Source organism: Bacillus sp. FSL R5-0434 (assembly GCF_038004745.1).
In the GTDB taxonomy this organism is placed as follows: domain Bacteria; phylum Bacillota; class Bacilli; order Bacillales; family Bacillaceae; genus Bacillus; species Bacillus halotolerans.
Genome location: NZ_JBBORV010000001.1, coordinates 679,631 through 697,431, shown reverse-complemented (window position 1 = coordinate 697,431; position 17,801 = coordinate 679,631). Strand labels below are relative to the sequence as shown.

Below are 17,801 nucleotides of genomic sequence, written 5' to 3'. Positions count from 1 at the left end.
CCCGCCTATACAAACATATGTTCTATCATAAACCAAATCCGTACATTTCGCTACTCGCCTTTGACAGCTGCTACTGTCTTCAGCGCTTCATCAAAATTCTCATACACAGCGTTGCCCACCACAATGACATCCGCGTGCTCGGCATACTGTTTTGCCGTCTCCGCATCTTTAATGCCGCCTCCGTAAAACAGGGTGGACGTTTCCAATACAGCCTTCGTTTTCTTCACGGCTTCTATGTCCCCAAGAGCGCCGCTGTATTCCAGATAAAAAATCGGAAGCTGCAGCAGTTCAGATACGCGCGCATAGGCGATGATATCGTCATGATTCAAATTGGTGTCCGCCTCCGTTAAAACCGCGGCTTTGCAATCAGGATTTACGATACAGTAGCCTTCCGCCACGATTTCTTCCATCGACATCAGTTCTCCATATTCCTTCATGGCTTTCTGGTGCATTCCGACAATCCAATCCGGATTTTTGCTGTTTAATACACTCGGAATAAAATATAAGTCAAAGCCGGGGACAATCGCTTCAATCGCAGACACCTCAAGGACACACGGCACCAAAAACCGTCTCACCTGAGACAGCATCCGCAGGACATTATCCTCCGTTACACCGTCGCTTCCTCCGATAATAACCGCATCAGTCCCTGACTCACAAAGAATCTCCAGCTGTTCATCAGGCAAATCTTTATTTGGATCGAGTTTAAAGACATGCTTCCACTCCGTTACATCGTACACGTCATCCGTTCCTCCATTCGTTTCTTACCATTTAAACATTATAACAAATTCACATAGCGCGGAAAAACGGAAAAAGCCGTCATTCTCTTTATTCACTGAAAAAGGTGTTTTGATTCTATTTCCGCAGAAAAAAAGCGGCTGTTCCGCTCTCTTTTTATAGAAAAAACACAGTAATATTTTCTATTGTTTGGAAACGCCCCAACAGTGGAAATGGTTACATAAAAAAGGGAGGCTGACAGATGGAATACATCATTATTGCACTTATTGCATTTATCATCGGGATCATCGTTATCCCCATCGCATTGTTTGTCTGGATCTACATAAAGGACGAAAAACAGCAGGAGCATGCAATCCTCCGCAATTATCCTGTCATCGGAAGGTTTCGCTATATTTTTGAAAAAATCGGACCGGAGCTGCGGCAGTATTTATTCAGCAATGACAATGAGGAACAGCCTTTTTCACGAAAAGAATATGAGCAAACTGTCATATCAGGAAAATACAAAAGCAGAATGATGGGATTCGGATCGGTAAGAGATTTTGATCAACCGGGCTATTATATCCGAAACGCCCTTTTCCCAAAGCAAAAAGAAGAATTGCGTGTGGGCCAATCTCCGCAAATCGAAACCCACATCTATAAAATCGATTCGGACAATCTGTTCAGACGCAGCGAACATGCCGAACGTATCAAGGCTGATCCGTATTATCTCCATCCAGATGATGTTCAAGTCATCGGCGGGAGTACATGCGAAAAGCCTTTTTATGTGAAGGGATTAGTCGGTCAATCCGCCATGAGCTACGGTTCACTTGGAGAGCGCGCCATTACGGCGCTGTCAAAAGGGCTGCACCAGGCGGGCGGCACTTGGATGAATACCGGTGAAGGCGGATTGTCTGAGTATCACTTAAAGGGAGGTGCTGATATCATCTGCCAAATCGGCCCCGGTCTATTTGGCGTACGCAATAAAAAAGGGGAATTTTCGTGGGAGGAATTTAAAAAGAAAAGCCGGCTGGATCAAATTAAAGCGTTTGAGCTGAAGCTCGCACAAGGAGCCAAAACCCGCGGCGGACATGTGGATGGCGCTAAAGTATCAGAAGAGGTGGCAGACATCCGGAATGTCGAACCCGGAAAGTCAATCGACAGCCCAAACCGCTTTCATGAATTTTCAAGCGCGCCTGAAATGTTGGATTTTATTGAAAAGCTGCGGGACGTCGGTCAAAAGCCGGTCGGCATTAAAATTGTTGCAGGCCAGCCTGATGACTTGCATGAGCTTTTTTCTTATATGCAGAAAAGCGGAAAACATCCTGATTTTATTACGGTAGACGGTAGTGAAGGCGGTACCGGCGCTTCCTTCTATGAGCTTGCCGACACAGTTGGCCTCCCGATTATGACGGCGCTCCCTATCGTTGATACGCTGCTCAGACAATACGGCTTGCGTGACCGTATGAAACTTTTTGCTTCCGGAAAGCTGCTGACCCCTGACAAAATCGCGGTCGCTTTAGCTCTGGGCGCTGATTTTGTCAACATTGCACGCGGCATGATGTTTTCAGTCGGATGCATCCGCGCCCTCGTATGCCACACCAACACATGCCCGGCAGGCGTTGCGACCACAGATCCGAAGCTGCAAAAAGCGCTGAGCGTTGAGGAAAAACAGCACCGCGTCTGCAACTACGTCATTTCGCTGCGTGAGGGGCTGTTTAATCTGGCCGCAGCAGCCGGGATCGATTCGCCAGTTCATTTTTCCAAGGAGCATGTTGTCTATCGAAAAGAGGATGGCAGCACAGTTGACATCGACAATCTGATTGAGAAAATTGTTTCATAAAAAAACCGCCCCTTGCCAGACGGCAGGGCGGTTTTTTATTTGGAAGAAGACTCTGTTTCATTCTCCTTCACACGGTCAAGCGCCATTTCATATGCGTCATTTCCATAATTTAAGCACCGTTTCACTCGGGAAATGGTCGCTGTAGAAGCGCCTGTTTCTGTTTCAATTTTATGATACGTGTTTCCTTCGCGAAGCATACGCGCCACTTCAAGGCGCTGAGCCAGCGATTGAATTTCGTTAATTGTGCAAAGATCATCGAAGAACCGATAACATTCCTCCAGGTCTTTCAGCGATAAGATCGAGTTAAATAACTGGTCCAGTTCTTTGCCGCGTAATTTATCGATTTGCATCGTTACACACCTTCTCCTTTACTAATGGAAGCCGCATCGAGATCAGGCACGATATTTATCCATGTCTTTCCTGGCACAAACGGCAGCCATTTGCCGTCTTTTACCGGCACAATTCTTCCGTTTACATTTTTCCAGTCTGCTTCAATGACGTTTCCGTGCTGAAACAGCAGACCTTTACCCCCTGATTCTATGTCGATGTCACGCCTTCCATCTTGGTCAATAGTATGATGGCTGGCTTCAACAATGAAAATATTTTGCATTGCAACCGGCTTTCCGGTCTCCCGGTCTGTCGTCATGACACCATCAGAGCTTCTCGTATAAGCTTCAGTTTTTTTATCATAGTTGTATTCGACAAGATTTGTAACGTTTTTTGTTCCATAATCTACCCGAACATTATAAGATTCATTTACAGGTTTTGCATCTGATGTTTGAAACAGCATTGGATCTGTTTCCTGCTTCAGCTCATATCCCTTTTGTTCAGCCGCCTTTTTTATGTACTGATAAGACGTGTAAGAATTGTGGGGCGGTTCGCTGAAATCAGCTCTCCAAAATAAGCTTCCGTCAAAATCCAATCCATTAATATAATCGGCAGCTCCGGATTCCAGCTGCTCCTTGGCGCCGGGACTCCAGCCGTGATGGACAAATATGCTGTCAAAACCGTTGCTGAGAGTGACGAAATATTCCCGCGCACTCCGCACAGGTCCGACAGTTTCAGGCATCTGGCTTTGAAAAATGGCCAGAAACCTTGTGATTTGGCCTTCGGCAAGCGCTTCTATGACAATGTCGGCTTTAGACAGTCCTGATTGCGGCCTCGCCTTCGGGTGATTGTTCACCATGACAGCAACAGGCCTGCGTTCAGTCACCTTCTGCTCAGTCTCCAGTCCCGTCAAAGGAGCTTTCAGCTTCTTTGTGTGATCAGGGACAGCGTCCTTCTGCTGGCAGGATACTAGCAGGAAAAACGCGAAACACAGTACGCAAACTGTCATCCATTTTTTCATATGTCGGCTCCCCGCTCTTTTATATTTTAACGCATTATCGATGGAAAGAGTACAGTTTTTTTCATCACGTCGAAGATTCCTCTTGGCGTAATGCGTATATACGGGAGGTGCGTGCTTTGCAAAAAGAGCAGCGTATAAACCGGATCACAATACTCATAGCCTCTTTCAGTCAAAAGATCTCTCAGCTTCTGTTCCTTTTCCAGCACTATGTCATACGATTCCGAAGAAGCGCATCCGCACAGTGAAAGCGGTATTTCGTGAAGGATTTTTCCGTTTTCCGCAAGCACAATTCCCCCGCCGATTTCTTTCATGCGGGAGAAAGCAAGCAGCATATCCGCTTTGTTTTTTCCGATCGCGACAATGTCACCCGTCGTCGTAAAGGAGCTCACAAATCCCTGCACACTTGACGCAAATCCTTTTATCATCGTATTCACGCGCCATTTCCCATGTCTGTCAAGCATCGTTAAATAACTTTCATCATGGTCAAATGAAAGCTGTTCGACTGAGTTGTCGATCTCAATCATATACGGCTCCATAATCACCGCATTCCGCATTTTTACGCCCATCGGCATGGAAAACTGCAAATCATCCATCGTCATATCATATGAAAGCTCAAGCGGGACAAGACCGCCTTTATTCCAGTTCGTATGTGGAAACGCATTCATATCACGGCCGTCTTCACGCAGAATTTTGCCTTTTGACAGAACGGTTACCGGATTCGGCTGCAACGGGTCCTCAAGGATATTCAGTGACGCAAGTCTTCCCGGTCCGACAACGCCTAAATAATCATCCATTTGGTAATACTTTGCGATGTTAAAGGATGCCATATTGTACGCATCGATTGCCGGAACCCCTTCTTCCAGAGCAATCCGGATGAGCTCGTTTGTCATGCCGCCTTTATAAAAATTCGGTGTAGCGCCGTCTGTTGTGTAAAAAAAGTGGTCATAGTAGCGGAAGCCCTTTTCATGAAGCTCCTGCAATATGTTTCTTAAATCAGGGCGAATGGACGAATTGCGAAGTGATACATAATAGCCCAGTTCCAGCCTTCTCATCACTTCATCACCTGTCATGGCTTCATGATCACAATCCGCTCCGAACAGCTTCATTTTTGTAAGCGTTTTATCTGAAGCGCCGGGAAAATGCCCTTCTATGCGTTTCCGCTGTTTTTTTGTGGCCTGCATGCAGTGAAGCATTAAATCATCGCCATCTACAAGACGCGGCCAGCCGGTCATTTCTCCGCCTTGAATGACATCCGGATGTTCGATCCACTGCTTTCTGACGTCAAACGGAAGAACGTGATCCTCGTTCAAAACCTCGGTCTGCAGGTCATACCGTGACCACCAAAAATACTGAACCGGAAGCTTTTTGAGTTCGTTCAAAATAGTAAGCGCTTTCTTTTTTCCGCTTTGCAAAAGCAAAAATAAGTTATCATTTACGAATGTCGTTGTACCGTACTGAGACACATATTCCGCCAGCGTTTGGGGATTATATATTTGAAAAGGATGTGCGTGCGGTTCGATATAGCCAGGCACAATGTATTTTCCTTCACAATCAATCGTATGAATTTCTTCGGTTCTATCCGGAAGTTCATGACCAACATAAACAATACGGTCCTGATAAATCCAAATGTTTTTTTTCAGCCATTGTTTTACATATGGATTTAAGACGAGAGCATTCCGTAAAAGGAGCGTTGGAAGCAGCTTAGAGTCTACAACATCAACCTGTGCCCTGATGTCTTTGTTTTTCCAGTTAAAGGTGCGTTCGGACATTCACATACTCTCCTTTACATGTATTAGACTCATGTTATCACATCCTTCTCCATCACGCACGATAAAAACGTTACAAATTTTTGAAGGTTCGATTAAAAAACTTTTTTAAGTAAAAGGAGCAGATTCCATGAAACCAAACATCAGTCTCATCAATGCCGTCTTCCGTATCGCCTGCGGACTGACAATTATGTCAGCTGCCAGTGCCAAGTATACGAAAAAACCTTGGTGCAGAATGCATCTGTTCTGCATCTTTATCGGCGCCATGAAGGCAGGTTCAGGCATACTGCGTTTCTGCCCTGTGACCTATATGTTTCAAAACAGCACTGGTGATAACCATGGACAGGATCATCAAGAATCGTAAGCAAAAAAGCTTGATCATAAAACGTGATCAAGCTTTTTCTCAGTATATCCCTTTGTCTTCATATAGAAAAAACCAACAGCCGCAAACGCAGCCGGATACAAGAGAGCCCAGCCGCTAAATAAGTAGATCACTGTACAAAGAAGAAGCGCCCCCAAAGCCATCCACCAGCCTGAATCCTTCCAGTTCAGCAGCTTCAGCGCTGCCGCCATTGTGCATATGTAAGATGCGATGAATGCTGAGCTTGGTCCTTTCAGGAGCGTTGTCAGATCAATTTGAAATATGCCGTTTGCCATAAGAACGAAACCAAACACGAAAGCCAGCGCTGTTAATACACGGACAGGTGTATGTTTTGTATGACTGAGCTTCCCGAAATACCCGGGAATATGACCTTCTCTCGCTAACGCATAGACCATTCTTGAAAATCCCGCAATGTTGGCATGAATGGTGGCGAATGTAATAAAAAGAGCTAAACAAGTCGTTACATATACCCCAATATCCCCTGTACCTTTTGATATGAGCATCGTCAGAGATGCGATTTCTCCTTTTTCTCCATATGCATGAGTGCCTACAGTGACAAACGATAGCATGATATAAAGCACCGCCACACAAGCTGCCGCCAAGAATAAACTGATTGGAACATTTTTTTCCGGTTGTTTAAACTCTTCAGCTAATGGGGTAATCATTTCCCAGCCTACAAAAGAAAAAAAGATGATGACAGAAACAGAACCCGCGGCAAACCAGCCATGTGGCAGAAAAGGCTTAAATTCAGCTGCTTTTACATGGGGCAGTGAAACAGCAACAGAAATGACAAGCAGCAGCAGAATGACACAGATGACGAGTATGCTGATGTTTGCTGATAATTGAATGCCCCTGATATGAAGCAAAATGGAGATCGCCAGCATACTTGCTGCAATGCAAGCAATCTGCCAATCTGAAGCCTGTGTGACGTAGCTGACATAATGTGCGCCAGTCAAAGCGATCACTGGCACACCGATCGGAACCGATCCCAGCATAATCCAGCCCAACATGGCTCCGGCTTTTGGCCGAAAAGCTAGCTGTACATAAGCCGTGATTCCTCCTGCGCTTGGTGCCATTCTGACAAGGCGCGCCAGTGTGCCGACGAGCAGAAAAGATAAGAAAGACATAAATCCCCAAACCAATAAAGAAGCGGGACCAGCGGTGTCAGCCGTGACAGACGGAAGAATTAAGATCCCGCAGCCTAATACGGCCCCGATCGTTAATGCCGCTCCTTGAACCCAAGTAATCGAACGCTGCAATTCCGGCAAAATGATGCCTCCTCTCATGTTGATGACTTTATTATAGAAAAAAGATGACGACACTTATATGCTACAATTAAGCTAAAACAACAACATCACCTAATCATAAAAGGTATTTTTATCAATTCACCTAAATATGTAAAGGAGCAATACGAATGGATGATACAGACCTTCAAATTCTTTCGCATTTGCAGCAAAATGCCAGATTAACGATGGTTGAATTAGGAAAGCTTGTCGGACTCAGCTCTCCGAGTGCGGCGGAACGTGTCAGAAAGCTTGAGGACAAAGGGGTCATTACCGGGTACAGCGCTGATATCTGTTATGAAAAGCTAAACAAACATGTCACTGCTTTTATCCTGATGGAGCCGAAAAGCTGCAAACACTACGCCGCCTTTGCCGCAGCTCACCCCGATGTGGCAGAGAACCACCGGATTACAGGTATGTACAGCTATGTGACAAAAGTGGTGACGGAATCTGTGCATAGTCTAGAAGATTTTATAGACGCTTCAATGGCCCACGGAAAACCGACCACGCTTGTTGTGCTTTCTTCTTCCGCTTTCCGGCATGCTTTTGTATAACAAAAAACCCGCAGCACAATCTGCGGGTTTTTCTTCACTTTATTTTTTGGCAGCCTTCAGAGCTCGTGCTCCGATATCTTTTCTGAAAAACAGGCCGGGTTTGATGATCTCATCAACGGCTTTGTACACTCTGTCTCGTGCCGCTTCAAACGTTTCATCAAAAGCGGTCACATTGGCGACACGGCCGCCGTTTGTGACGAACTCTTCACCTTCTGCTTTCGTTCCGGCATGGAAAACGACAACTTGTTCAGCATGTGCTGTCAGGCTGCCAATCGGCGTGCCTTTTGCATAGCTTTCAGGATAGCCTTCTGAAGCAAGCACGACACTGACTGCCGCCGTATCCTTCCATCTCAAGTCAACTTCCTTATCATCTAAAAGATCTAGAAGCACTTGTACCAGATCAGAATCCATACGAGGCAGCACAACCTGCGTTTCCGGGTCGCCGAAGCGGGCATTAAATTCAATGACCTTCGATCCATTCGCAGTGAGCATCAGCCCCGCATACAAAACGCCTGTGAAGGAGCGACCTTCTTGAACCATTGCTTTTGCGGCTGGCTTGACGATCGTTTCTACAGCATGACGCACGGTGTCTTCCGAAATTTGCGGAACAGGAGAGTAAGCGCCCATTCCTCCTGTATTCGGCCCTTTGTCACCATCAAACGCGCGTTTATGATCTTGGGCAATGACCATCGGATATACCTTTTCTCCTTTGACAAATGCCATGAGGGAAAACTCTTCGCCGGAAAGAAATTCTTCAATCACGACAGATGCGCTCGCATCACCGAATTTTTCATCTTCAAGAAAATCATGCAGACACGCGATGGCTTCTTCCTCCGTCATCGCAACGGTTACGCCTTTTCCAGCCGCCAGTCCGTCCGCTTTAATGACAATCGGAGCGCCTTTTTCCTGCACATAAGCCTTGGCTTTTTCAAAGGATGTAAACGTGTCGTATTCTGCGGTCGGAATGTCGTATTTCTTCATTAAATCCTTTGCAAACTGCTTGCTTCCTTCGATTATCGCAGCGGCTTTTGACGGACCGAACACACGAAGACCGGCTTTTTCAAACTCGTCAACAAGGCCTTCAATTAAAGGAACCTCAGGCCCGACAATGGTCAGCACGACCTGATTTTCTTTTGCAAATGAGACAAGCCCGGCGTGGTCGCTTTCCTCAATGTTTACAAGCTGTGCAGAAGATGCCATGCCGTCATTTCCCGGAGCGGCAAATACCGTATCAACAAGGCTGCTTTGCGCCACCTTCCATGCCAGCGTATGCTCTCTTCCGCCTTTACCGATAATTAATACATTCACGTCGTTTTCATCCCCTTAATGTTTGAAGTGTCTGATGCCGGTGAATACCATGGCAATGCCGTACTCGTCCGCTTTTTTAATGGAATCCCCGTCACGGATAGATCCGCCTGGCTGGATGATAGCTGTAACGCCCGCTTTTGCCGCTTCTTCGACTGTATCAGGCATTGGGAAATATGCATCTGATCCGAGTGCGCTGCCTTTCGCTTTTTCTCCGGCCTGCTCGATTGCGATTTTCGCTGATCCGACGCGGTTCATTTGTCCGGCTCCTACACCTACTGTCATGTTATCTTTTGCGAGAACGATCGCATTGGATTTCACATGTTTCACGACTTTCCAAGCAAGCTTCAAATCTTCCCACTCTTGCTCGTTCGGCTCTCTTTTTGTCGGAATGCTGATCTCAGCATCATTAAAGCCGTGCATATCTAAATCTTGAATCAGCAATCCGCCTTGTACAGATGTCAGCTGTTTTTCTTTTTGGACGGCAGCTGTCACATCAAGTGTCAGCAGACGGAGATTTTTCTTCGCTGTCAGGATATCAAGCGCTTCCTGGCTGAATGAAGGCGCAATGATGATTTCTAAGAAAATATGATGAAGCGCTTCGGCTGTTGGCTTGTCCACTTCACGGTTCAATGCGATAATGCCGCCGAAGATCGATGTTTTATCTGCTTCGAACGCTCTGTCAAACGCTTCTGCGATCGTTTCGCCAGTTCCCACGCCGCACGGATTCATATGCTTCACAGCGACCGCAGCAGGCTCAGTGAATTCACGAACAATTTGAACAGCTGCGTCTGCATCTTTAATGTTGTTGTAAGAAAGCTCTTTGCCGTGCAGCTGTTCTGCTTGCGCAATAGATCCTTTGACAGGAAGCGCGCTTTGGTAGAATGTTGCTTCTTGATGAGGATTTTCCCCATAGCGAAGCGATTGTTTTTTCTCAAACGTAACGGTGAATTGCTCTGGTTCTTTTTCACCGACAACATTTGTCAGATAGTCAGCGATCAGCGCGTCATATGCCGCAGTGTGGCGGAATACTTTTGCCGCCAGCTCGCGTTTTTTCTGAAGCGAAACATCGCCTTCTTCTTTGATTTGATTCAGAACAGGGCTGTAATCCGCTGGGTCAACGATAACCGTCACATCCTGATGGTTTTTCGATGCCGCACGCAGCATGCCAGGTCCGCCGATATCAATGTTTTCAATAGCCTCTTCGTACGTCACATTCTCTTTAGAAATCGTTTCTTTAAATGGATAGAGGTTGACGACAACCAGGTCAATTGGCGCAATGCCGTGTTCATTGATCTGCGCCATATGCTCTTCATTGCCGCGAACTGCGAGAAGACCGCCGTGAATATTCGGATGAAGCGTTTTTAAACGCCCGTCCATAATTTCCGGAAAACCTGTCACTTCAGAAATTCCGATGACATCAACACCGTTTTCTTGAAGAAGCTTTTTTGTGCCGCCGGTTGAAATCACTTCAACGCCAAGCTCTGTCAGTTCTTTTACGAAAGGAACAAGATTTGTTTTATCTGAAACACTGATTAGTGCGCGTTTAATGGTCATGCCTTTTCACCTCTGTTATTTAATCCTAATAGCTCTTTGATCACACTCGGATACCATTTGTGCTCAAGCTTGTGAATGTGATGTTCGATGGTTTCTAATGTATCATCTTCGGTAATCTCAATTGCCTTTTGAGCGATGATCGGCCCTGTATCCATTCCTTCATCGACATAATGAACGGTAATCCCGGCAACCTTCACACCCGCCCGGTATGCCTGTCCGACTGCGTCTATTCCAGGGAAAGCAGGAAGAAGGGAAGGATGGATGTTGATGATTTTTCCTCCGTATGCCTGAAGCAGCGTATCACCGATCAGTCTCATATACCCGGCGAGAACGATCAATTCTGCTTCATGAAGATGAAGCTGTTCAATAATGGCCCGTTCAAATGCGGCCTTGTTTTCATAAGACTTCGGCTCAAATGCAAAGGATGGAATCTGGAATCTTTCCGCCCGCTCGATGACTTTCGCCTGCGGCTTATCGCAAACGAGGAGCGAAACGGCTGCATCCCAGTTCTCCTCTTTCAAACGCGTGACGATGGCTTCAAAGTTTGAGCCGTTTCCGGATGCAAATACCGCAAACTTTTTCATGAAAGTGCAGCACCGCCGAATGTAACGCCTTCACCATGTTTTACTCGCCCGATCAAATAGGCTTTTTCGCCGTGACTTTCAAGCGTTCCGATGACTTCGGTGAGATGTTCTTCTTTTACCGCGAGAACAAATCCGATGCCCATATTAAAGACGTTAAACATGTCTTCTTCTTTCAGCTTGCCGTGTTCCTGCAAGAAAGAGAAGATCGGCGGGATCGGCCAAGAGCCGTGATCGATTTCCGCACTTAAGCCTTCAGGAAGCATCCGCGGAAGATTTTCGATAAATCCGCCGCCTGTTACGTGCGCCATTCCATCAATGAGTCCGCTTTTCACAGCCGCAAGCACAGGCTTCACGTAAATTCTTGTCGGCTCAAGCAGTTCTTCGCCGAGCGGGCGTTCAAACGGCGCATACGTTTTGTCGAGATCAAGCTCTGCATCGTCCAGAAGCACCTTTCTCACAAGGGAAAAACCGTTGCTGTGAAGGCCGCTGGAGCTCAGACCGATTAAAAGGTGGCCTTCCTTGATGTTTTCGCCGGTCACGATTTCATCCTTTTCCGCCACACCAACTGAGAAACCTGCGATATCGTATTCATCAGCTGTATATAATCCAGGCATTTCAGCGGTTTCTCCGCCGACCAAGGCTGAACCTGATTGCTCACAGCCATCCGCAACGCCTTGTACGATCTGCTCGATTTTCACGGGGTCTGCTTTGCCGACCGCTAAATAGTCGAGAAAAAAGAGCGGCTCCGCACCTTGCGCAAGCACGTCATTGACACACATTGCAACAGCGTCTACACCGATCGTGTCATGTTTATTCATGGAAAAAGCCAGCTTTAATTTTGTGCCGACACCGTCTGTTCCCGAAATTAAAACGGGTTTCTGATAAGAAAGCTCCGACAGATCAAACATGCCGCCAAAGCCGCCAAGGCTGCCCATAACGCCAAGCCTTTTCGTGCGCTCCACATGTTTTTTCATCCGTTTTACAGCTTCATATCCGGCTTCGATGTCAACTCCTGCGTTTTTATATGCTTCAGACATCCTATTCACTCCTTTAAGGCGCTTTTCAAAATATCTCTCCGAACAAGGGCAGAAAGAGAAAGGCAGCCAAACTGCGCTGCCTTTATGTCATTTTCAAGTTTTATTTGGTTAACACCGCTTCTTTTACATGAGGAAGCACAGTGTCCTGATAAATTTCAGTCGGATATTTCCCTGTAAAGCAAGCAAGACATTGCCCGCAATTCGAGTCTTCGTATTTTCTGCCGATTCCTTTCAGCAGCCCTTCGACACTCAAAAATGAGAGAGTGTCGGCTCCGATTTCCTGACGGATTTCTTCAACCGAGTGAGAAGACGCGATCAGCTCTTCATGTGTGGACGTATCAATGCCGTAAAAGCACGGATGAGCGATCGGCGGCGAACTGATTTTTACATGCACTTCTGTCGCACCCGCTTCTCTGAGCATTGTTACGATCCGGCGGCTTGTTGTTCCGCGCACGATGGAGTCATCCACCATAACGACGCGTTTCCCTTCTACAACACCGCGCACCGCAGAAAGCTTCATTCTGACGCCCTGCTCACGAAGAGCCTGAGACGGCTGAATAAACGTTCTGCCCACATAACGGTTTTTGATTAATCCAAGCTCGTACGGGATGCCTGTTGCTTCCGCGTAGCCGATAGCCGCTGAAATACTGGAATCCGGAACCCCTGTCACGACATCAGCTTCAACCGCTGATTCCTGAGCGAGCATTTTTCCAAGGCTTTTGCGCGCACTGTGCACGTTAATGCCGTCAATATTGCTGTCAGGTCTTGAGAAATAAATGTACTCCATGCTGCAAATGGAACGGTTGATATTCATGGAGAAGCGCTCTGATTTCATGCCATCATCATTGATAATCAGCATTTCTCCCGGCTCCACCTCGCGAAGGTACGTCGCACCGACGACATCAAATGCGCATGTTTCTGAAGCGACGACATAAGCGTCTCCCATCATGCCGATTGACAGCGGTCTAAGCCCGTTCGGGTCAAGCGCTACGATCATTTCTGTTTCAGTCATGATCAGGAACGCGTAGGCGCCTTTCAGCATAGAAAGCGAGTTTTTAATCTGATCCTTCAGCGTGAAGTGGCCGCTTCTTTTGATCAGGTGAGCCAAAACCTCTGTATCCGAAGAAGTCTGAAAGATGCTCCCTTGATTTTCAAGCTGCTGCTTCAGCTGAGTGGCATTCACCAAGTTTCCGTTATGGGCAAGCGCCAGGCTGCCGTTGTTTTGAGAGCGGAAGAGGAGCGGCTGAACATTTTCATATCCGCCGCCGCCAGCCGTTGCGTACCGAACGTGTCCGATTGCGCCTTTCCCCTTTACTTTGCTGAGCTCACCGTTTTGAAATACTTCAGTGATCAGTCCTTGGCCTTTATGCGCCGTCAGCTTTTCACCGTCAGTCGCCACAATGCCCGCGCCCTCCTGTCCTCTGTGCTGGAGGCTGTGAAGGCCGTAATACGTGATTTGCGGGGCTTCTTCATGCCCCCAAATCCCAAAAACGCCGCATTCTTCATTTAAGCCTTTGATTTCAGCAAGCATGGGATAGCTCCTTTCCACGCGCGTTCAAGCTCTTTTGTCTGCGCGTGAATCAATTGTTGTCCGTCTTGGTTTTGAACGCTCAGAAGTCCGTCAGCTGTTACCTCACCGATAAGAACCGCATCTTGTACAGCTGCTTCAAACGCTGCTTGATGTTCTTTTTTCACAGAAACGACGAAGCGGGATTGAGATTCAGAGAATAATAACGCTGCTTCCCCTTCAACAGTCACGTTAGCGCCAAGGTTTTCCGTCGTCATGACACTTTCAGCAATCGCTACGCCTAAGCCGCCTTCAGATACATCGTGCGCTGATTGAACAAAGCCTTGTTTAATCGCGTCAAGCAGTGCCTTTTGGCGTGCCTGTTCTACATCTAGATCGATTTGCGGCGCTTTGCCGTAAATGCGGCCTTCTGTCATTTTTTGCAGCTCGCTTCCGGCAAACTCAGGTTTTGTTTCGCCGATGACGTACACGAGGTCGCCCGCTTGTTTGAAATACTGCGTTGTGATGTGTGCTGTATCTTCAATTAAACCGACCATGCCGATCACAGGTGTCGGGTAGATCGCCGTGCCGTTTGATTCGTTGTAAAGCGATACGTTTCCGCCGATCACAGGTGTGCTGAGAACGTTGCACGCTTCACTGATGCCGTCAGCCGCTTTTTCAATCTGCCAGAAAATTTCCGGTTTTTCCGGATTTCCGAAGTTCAGGTTATCTGTAACCGCAAGCGGTTCTGCACCTGAGCAAACGATGTTGCGCGCCGCTTCAGCGACAGCGATTTTTCCGCCGACCTCTGGATCAAGGTAGAGATAACGGGCGTTACAGTCAGTTGTCATCGCCAGCGCCTTTTTCGTTCCGCGGATTCTGAGAACACCCGCATCAGACCCAGGAGCCACAACTGTATTCGTCCGCACCATGTAGTCATACTGGTCGTAAACCCACTCTTTGCTTGCGATCGTCGGCTGCTGCAGGAGCGCCTTCAGTGTTTCATTCGCATCGTCAATTTGAGGAGCCGGGACATACGTCTCTAAAAATTCACGGTAGTAAGCAGGCTCTTGAGAAGGCTTGTGATAAACCGGCGCCTCTTCTGCCAAGGCATCAACAGGGAGCTCGCATACAACCTCACCTTTATGTGTCAGGCGCAGCAGTTTATCATCTGTTACACGTCCGACAGAAACCGCTTCAAGATCATACTTGTCAAAAATATCGATGATTTCCTGCTCACGTCCGCGCTCGATAACAAGCAGCATCCGTTCCTGTGATTCAGAAAGCATCATTTCATAAGCAGTCATGCCTGTTTCACGCTGCGGAATCAAGTCTAGATCCATTTCAATGCCTGAACCCGCTTTACTTGCCATTTCCGCGCTTGAGCTGGTCAGACCGGCAGCTCCCATGTCCTGAATGCCGACTAGGGCGTCACATTGAATGACTTCCAGACATGCTTCAAGCAAAAGCTTCTCCATAAACGGATCGCCGACTTGAACCGCGGAGCGCTTTTCTTCAGATGCATCAGACATTTCTTCAGATGCAAACGTAGCGCCGTGAATTCCGTCACGCCCTGTTTTAGCGCCGACGTACATGACCGTGTTGCCGACACCCTTTGCCTGGCCTTTTTTGATGTCTTCATGATTGATTAATCCGACGCACATTGCGTTGACAAGCGGATTTCCTTCATAGCTGCTGTCAAATTGCACTTCGCCGCCGACTGTCGGGATTCCGATGCAGTTCCCGTATCCGGCGATACCTGCTACTACTTCTTCAAACAAGTACTTCACGCGCGGTGAAGTCAGTTCACCAAATCGAAGAGAGTTTAATACAGCGATAGGACGCGCACCCATTGAAAAGACATCACGGATTATGCCGCCTACGCCAGTCGCAGCGCCTTGGTACGGTTCGATGGCTGATGGATGGTTATGCGATTCAATTTTGAACACAACCGCTTGGTTGTCACCGATATCAACGATTCCGGCACCTTCACCCGGACCTTGCAGCACGCGTTCGCCGCTCGTCGGAAATTTACGCAAAATCGGCTTTGAGTTCTTGTAGCTGCAATGCTCTGACCACATGACAGAAAAAATTCCGATTTCTGTGTAGTTCGGCAATCTGCCAAGAATGGATTCAATCAATGCAAACTCATCATCACTGACACCCATTTGCTGATAGATTTTCTCTTCTTTAATTTGTTCTTTACTTGGTTCAAGCAGTAGTGACATGAGTTTCCCTCCAATTTTTCACGATAGACTGAAACAATTTAAGACCGTCGGCGCTTCCAAGCAGTTCATCGACCGCGCGCTCCGGATGAGGCATCATGCCTAATACATTTCCTTTTTCATTTACAACACCGGCAATATCGCTGACACTTCCGTTAATATCGGAACCGTATGTGAAAGCAATTTGATTGTTTTCTTTTAATGAAGCAAGCGTTTCGTCATCACAGTAGAAATTCCCTTCACCGTGGGCAACCGGAATCGTAATCGCTTGGCCCTTCTCATAGGAAGAGGTGAATAATGTTTCGTCGCTCTGCACGATTAATTCAACCGGACGGCAAATGAACTTCAAGTCTTTGTTGCGTCTCATTGCACCTGGCAGAAGGCCAAGCTCCTGTAAAATCTGAAATCCGTTGCAGACGCCGAGAACAGGTTTTCCTTCAGCCGCTGCCTGTTTTACAGCTGGCATTATATTCGCAAAACGGGCGATGGCGCCGCATCTCAAGTAATCTCCGTAAGAAAAACCTCCCGGGATTAACACCCCGTCAAAGCCGTCAAGGCTTGTTTCCTCGTGCCAGACGTATTCCACATCATGACCGAGTTCATCCTTTACAGCGTGAAACATATCGATATCACAGTTAGAGCCAGGTAACACAATCACCGCAAATTTCACTGTGCGACTACCTCCTCAACCTCGTATCTGTAATCTTCAATCACTGTATTCGCAAGAAGTTTTTCGCACATTTCTTTGACTAGCACGTCAAGATCACGGTCAGACTTTTCGATTGTTAGCTCCATGTATTTCCCAATGCGCACGTCGGCGACTTCCTTGTAAGACATACTGTGCAAGGCATGCTGGACAGCGCTCCCTTGCGGATCCAGTACACTTTCTTTTAAGCTGACATAAACTTTTACTTTATACATGATGAATGCCTCCCAGTCTATTGAAAATCTCTTCGTATGCGTCGGTTAAGCTTCCCAGATTGCGTCTGAATAAATCTTTGTCCAGCTTTTCGTTCGTGTCTTTATCCCACAAGCGGCATGTGTCAGGTGAAATTTCATCCGCCAAAAGCACTTTCCCGTCTGCATCTAAACCGAATTCAAGCTTGAAATCTATTAATCTGACGTGACAATCGTCAAAAATGCTTTGAAGCTCTTCATTTACTGTTTTTGTAATGGACTTAATGGTTTCTACCTGTTCAGGAGTCGCCGCTTTCAGCAGCCAAATATGATCTTCTGTGATGAGCGGATCACCCAGCGCGTCATCCTTGTAGTAAAACTCGATAATCGGCTGTTCAAGCTTCGTGCCTTCTGGAATGCCGAGACGTTTGGACATGCTTCCTGCCACCACATTTCTGACAACGACTTCCAGCGGCACAATCGTTACCTTTTTAATGAGCTGCTCTGTTTCCGAAATGCGCTCGATAAAGTGGTTGTTAACCCCTTTTTCGTGAAGGTGTTTGAAAATCAGGCTTGAGATCTCATTGTTTAAGCGCCCTTTGCCGCTGATTTCCGCCTTTTTTTCTCCGTTAAAGGCAGTTGCAGAATCTTTATACACCACATACAGCGTGTTTTCGTCGTCGGTTTTGTAAATCTTTTTCGCTTTTCCTTCATATAAAAGTTCATTCTTCACAATATTCACGGAAGGCCTCCTAACCCGAATGTTGGGAATTTTCAAACTAAGGCAGCGGGGAAGAAGCCG

General features: G+C 47.0%; 17 protein-coding genes. 3 read left to right on the top strand and 14 right to left on the bottom strand.

Annotated elements, in window-relative coordinates; all coding sequences use genetic code 11:
• Positions 1-50 precede the first annotated feature (50 nt).
• The gene (locus tag NYE43_RS03605; protein ID WP_024120456.1) at positions 51-737 is read right to left on the bottom strand and encodes a heptaprenylglyceryl phosphate synthase; all 687 of its coding nucleotides are present in this window, start codon (positions 735-737) and stop codon (positions 51-53) included.
• A gap of 239 nt (positions 738-976) precedes the next feature.
• Between NYE43_RS03605 and NYE43_RS03600 the strand changes: the two genes are divergently transcribed.
• Positions 977-2,554, top strand: coding sequence for an FMN-binding glutamate synthase family protein (locus tag NYE43_RS03600; RefSeq protein ID WP_341060927.1), 1,578 nt, complete (start codon positions 977-979; stop codon positions 2,552-2,554).
• A 35-nt stretch (positions 2,555-2,589) separates the two neighbouring features.
• Here NYE43_RS03600 and NYE43_RS03595 read toward each other — a convergent pair whose 3' ends face one another.
• The 3 genes from NYE43_RS03595 to NYE43_RS03585 are packed head-to-tail and all read right to left on the bottom strand — an operon-like array spanning position 2,590 to position 5,671.
• Positions 2,590-2,904 (bottom strand): YerC/YecD family TrpR-related protein, encoded by a 315-nt coding sequence (locus tag NYE43_RS03595; protein ID WP_014479070.1) that lies wholly within the window; start codon positions 2,902-2,904, stop codon positions 2,590-2,592.
• A gap of 2 nt (positions 2,905-2,906) precedes the next feature.
• Positions 2,907-3,902 (bottom strand): DUF3048 domain-containing protein, encoded by a 996-nt coding sequence (locus tag NYE43_RS03590; protein ID WP_024120454.1) that lies wholly within the window; start codon positions 3,900-3,902, stop codon positions 2,907-2,909.
• A gap of 26 nt (positions 3,903-3,928) precedes the next feature.
• Positions 3,929-5,671 (bottom strand): adenine deaminase, encoded by a 1,743-nt coding sequence (locus NYE43_RS03585; RefSeq protein WP_024120453.1) that lies wholly within the window; start codon positions 5,669-5,671, stop codon positions 3,929-3,931.
• A 127-nt stretch (positions 5,672-5,798) separates the two neighbouring features.
• On the opposite strand from NYE43_RS03585, the gene NYE43_RS03580 reads away from it, so the two are divergent.
• Positions 5,799-6,032, top strand: a complete 234-nt coding sequence (locus NYE43_RS03580; protein ID WP_341060924.1) for a YgaP family membrane protein — start codon at positions 5,799-5,801, stop codon at positions 6,030-6,032.
• A 14-nt stretch (positions 6,033-6,046) separates the two neighbouring features.
• Here the strand turns inward: NYE43_RS03580 and NYE43_RS03575 are convergent, their stop codons facing one another.
• On the bottom strand, positions 6,047-7,321 hold the full coding sequence (locus NYE43_RS03575; RefSeq protein WP_341062711.1) for an APC family permease: 1,275 nt from the start codon (positions 7,319-7,321) through the stop codon (positions 6,047-6,049).
• A 143-nt stretch (positions 7,322-7,464) separates the two neighbouring features.
• Here NYE43_RS03575 and NYE43_RS03570 point away from each other — a divergent pair, with 143 nt between their 5' ends.
• Positions 7,465-7,887 carry an Lrp/AsnC family transcriptional regulator gene (locus tag NYE43_RS03570; RefSeq protein WP_024120450.1) on the top strand — a complete coding sequence of 141 codons (423 nt, stop codon included), beginning with the start codon at positions 7,465-7,467 and terminating at the stop codon, positions 7,885-7,887.
• Between the two features lie 39 nt (positions 7,888-7,926).
• Here NYE43_RS03570 and purD read toward each other — a convergent pair whose 3' ends face one another.
• The 9 genes from purD to purC form a co-directional block, all read right to left on the bottom strand.
• Positions 7,927-9,195, bottom strand: coding sequence for a phosphoribosylamine--glycine ligase (purD, locus tag NYE43_RS03565; protein ID WP_341060922.1), 1,269 nt, complete (start codon positions 9,193-9,195; stop codon positions 7,927-7,929).
• A 15-nt stretch (positions 9,196-9,210) separates the two neighbouring features.
• Positions 9,211-10,749: a bifunctional phosphoribosylaminoimidazolecarboxamide formyltransferase/IMP cyclohydrolase gene (gene purH, locus NYE43_RS03560; protein WP_103672125.1), complete on the bottom strand. Its 1,539-nt coding sequence runs from the start codon at positions 10,747-10,749 to the stop codon at positions 9,211-9,213.
• Positions 10,746-11,333, bottom strand: a complete 588-nt coding sequence (gene purN, locus NYE43_RS03555; protein ID WP_059293371.1) for a phosphoribosylglycinamide formyltransferase — start codon at positions 11,331-11,333, stop codon at positions 10,746-10,748. The genes purH and purN overlap by 4 nt, the downstream gene beginning before the upstream one ends.
• A complete protein-coding gene (gene purM / locus NYE43_RS03550) occupies positions 11,330-12,370 on the bottom strand; it encodes a phosphoribosylformylglycinamidine cyclo-ligase (RefSeq protein WP_341060919.1) in 1,041 nt (346 codons plus the stop codon). The genes purN and purM overlap by 4 nt, the downstream gene beginning before the upstream one ends.
• Before the next feature lie 100 nt (positions 12,371-12,470).
• Positions 12,471-13,901 carry an amidophosphoribosyltransferase gene (gene purF, locus NYE43_RS03545; RefSeq protein WP_024120445.1) on the bottom strand — a complete coding sequence of 477 codons (1,431 nt, stop codon included), beginning with the start codon at positions 13,899-13,901 and terminating at the stop codon, positions 12,471-12,473.
• A complete protein-coding gene (purL, locus tag NYE43_RS03540; protein WP_341060917.1) occupies positions 13,877-16,105 on the bottom strand; it encodes a phosphoribosylformylglycinamidine synthase subunit PurL in 2,229 nt (742 codons plus the stop codon). Before purL ends, purF begins: the two co-directional genes overlap by 25 nt.
• Positions 16,089-16,772, bottom strand: coding sequence for a phosphoribosylformylglycinamidine synthase subunit PurQ (purQ, locus tag NYE43_RS03535; protein ID WP_341060916.1), 684 nt, complete (start codon positions 16,770-16,772; stop codon positions 16,089-16,091). The genes purL and purQ overlap by 17 nt, the downstream gene beginning before the upstream one ends.
• Positions 16,769-17,023 (bottom strand): phosphoribosylformylglycinamidine synthase subunit PurS, encoded by a 255-nt coding sequence (purS, locus tag NYE43_RS03530; RefSeq protein ID WP_010333246.1) that lies wholly within the window; start codon positions 17,021-17,023, stop codon positions 16,769-16,771. The genes purQ and purS overlap by 4 nt, the downstream gene beginning before the upstream one ends.
• The gene (gene purC / locus NYE43_RS03525; RefSeq protein WP_095714332.1) at positions 17,016-17,741 is read right to left on the bottom strand and encodes a phosphoribosylaminoimidazolesuccinocarboxamide synthase; all 726 of its coding nucleotides are present in this window, start codon (positions 17,739-17,741) and stop codon (positions 17,016-17,018) included. The genes purS and purC overlap by 8 nt, the downstream gene beginning before the upstream one ends.
• Positions 17,742-17,801: the final 60 nt, after the last annotated feature.

What these genes read in the sequence shown, in the direction of transcription:
- NYE43_RS03600 (WP_341060927.1), top strand. Translation starts at nt 977, where the DNA reads ATGGAATACATCATTATTGCACTTATTGCATTTATCATCGGGATCATC.
- NYE43_RS03595 (WP_014479070.1), bottom strand. Translation starts at nt 2,904, where the DNA reads ATGCAAATCGATAAATTACGCGGCAAAGAACTGGACCAGTTATTTAAC.
- NYE43_RS03590 (WP_024120454.1), bottom strand. Translation starts at nt 3,902, where the DNA reads ATGAAAAAATGGATGACAGTTTGCGTACTGTGTTTCGCGTTTTTCCTG.
- NYE43_RS03585 (WP_024120453.1), bottom strand. Translation starts at nt 5,671, where the DNA reads ATGTCCGAACGCACCTTTAACTGGAAAAACAAAGACATCAGGGCACAG.
- NYE43_RS03580 (WP_341060924.1), top strand. Translation starts at nt 5,799, where the DNA reads ATGAAACCAAACATCAGTCTCATCAATGCCGTCTTCCGTATCGCCTGC.
- NYE43_RS03570 (WP_024120450.1), top strand. Translation starts at nt 7,465, where the DNA reads ATGGATGATACAGACCTTCAAATTCTTTCGCATTTGCAGCAAAATGCC.
- purH (WP_103672125.1), bottom strand. Translation starts at nt 10,749, where the DNA reads ATGACCATTAAACGCGCACTAATCAGTGTTTCAGATAAAACAAATCTT.
- purN (WP_059293371.1), bottom strand. Translation starts at nt 11,333, where the DNA reads ATGAAAAAGTTTGCGGTATTTGCATCCGGAAACGGCTCAAACTTTGAA.
- purM (WP_341060919.1), bottom strand. Translation starts at nt 12,370, where the DNA reads ATGTCTGAAGCATATAAAAACGCAGGAGTTGACATCGAAGCCGGATAT.
- purF (WP_024120445.1), bottom strand. Translation starts at nt 13,901, where the DNA reads ATGCTTGCTGAAATCAAAGGCTTAAATGAAGAATGCGGCGTTTTTGGG.
- purL (WP_341060917.1), bottom strand. Translation starts at nt 16,105, where the DNA reads ATGTCACTACTGCTTGAACCAAGTAAAGAACAAATTAAAGAAGAGAAA.
- purS (WP_010333246.1), bottom strand. Translation starts at nt 17,023, where the DNA reads ATGTATAAAGTAAAAGTTTATGTCAGCTTAAAAGAAAGTGTACTGGAT.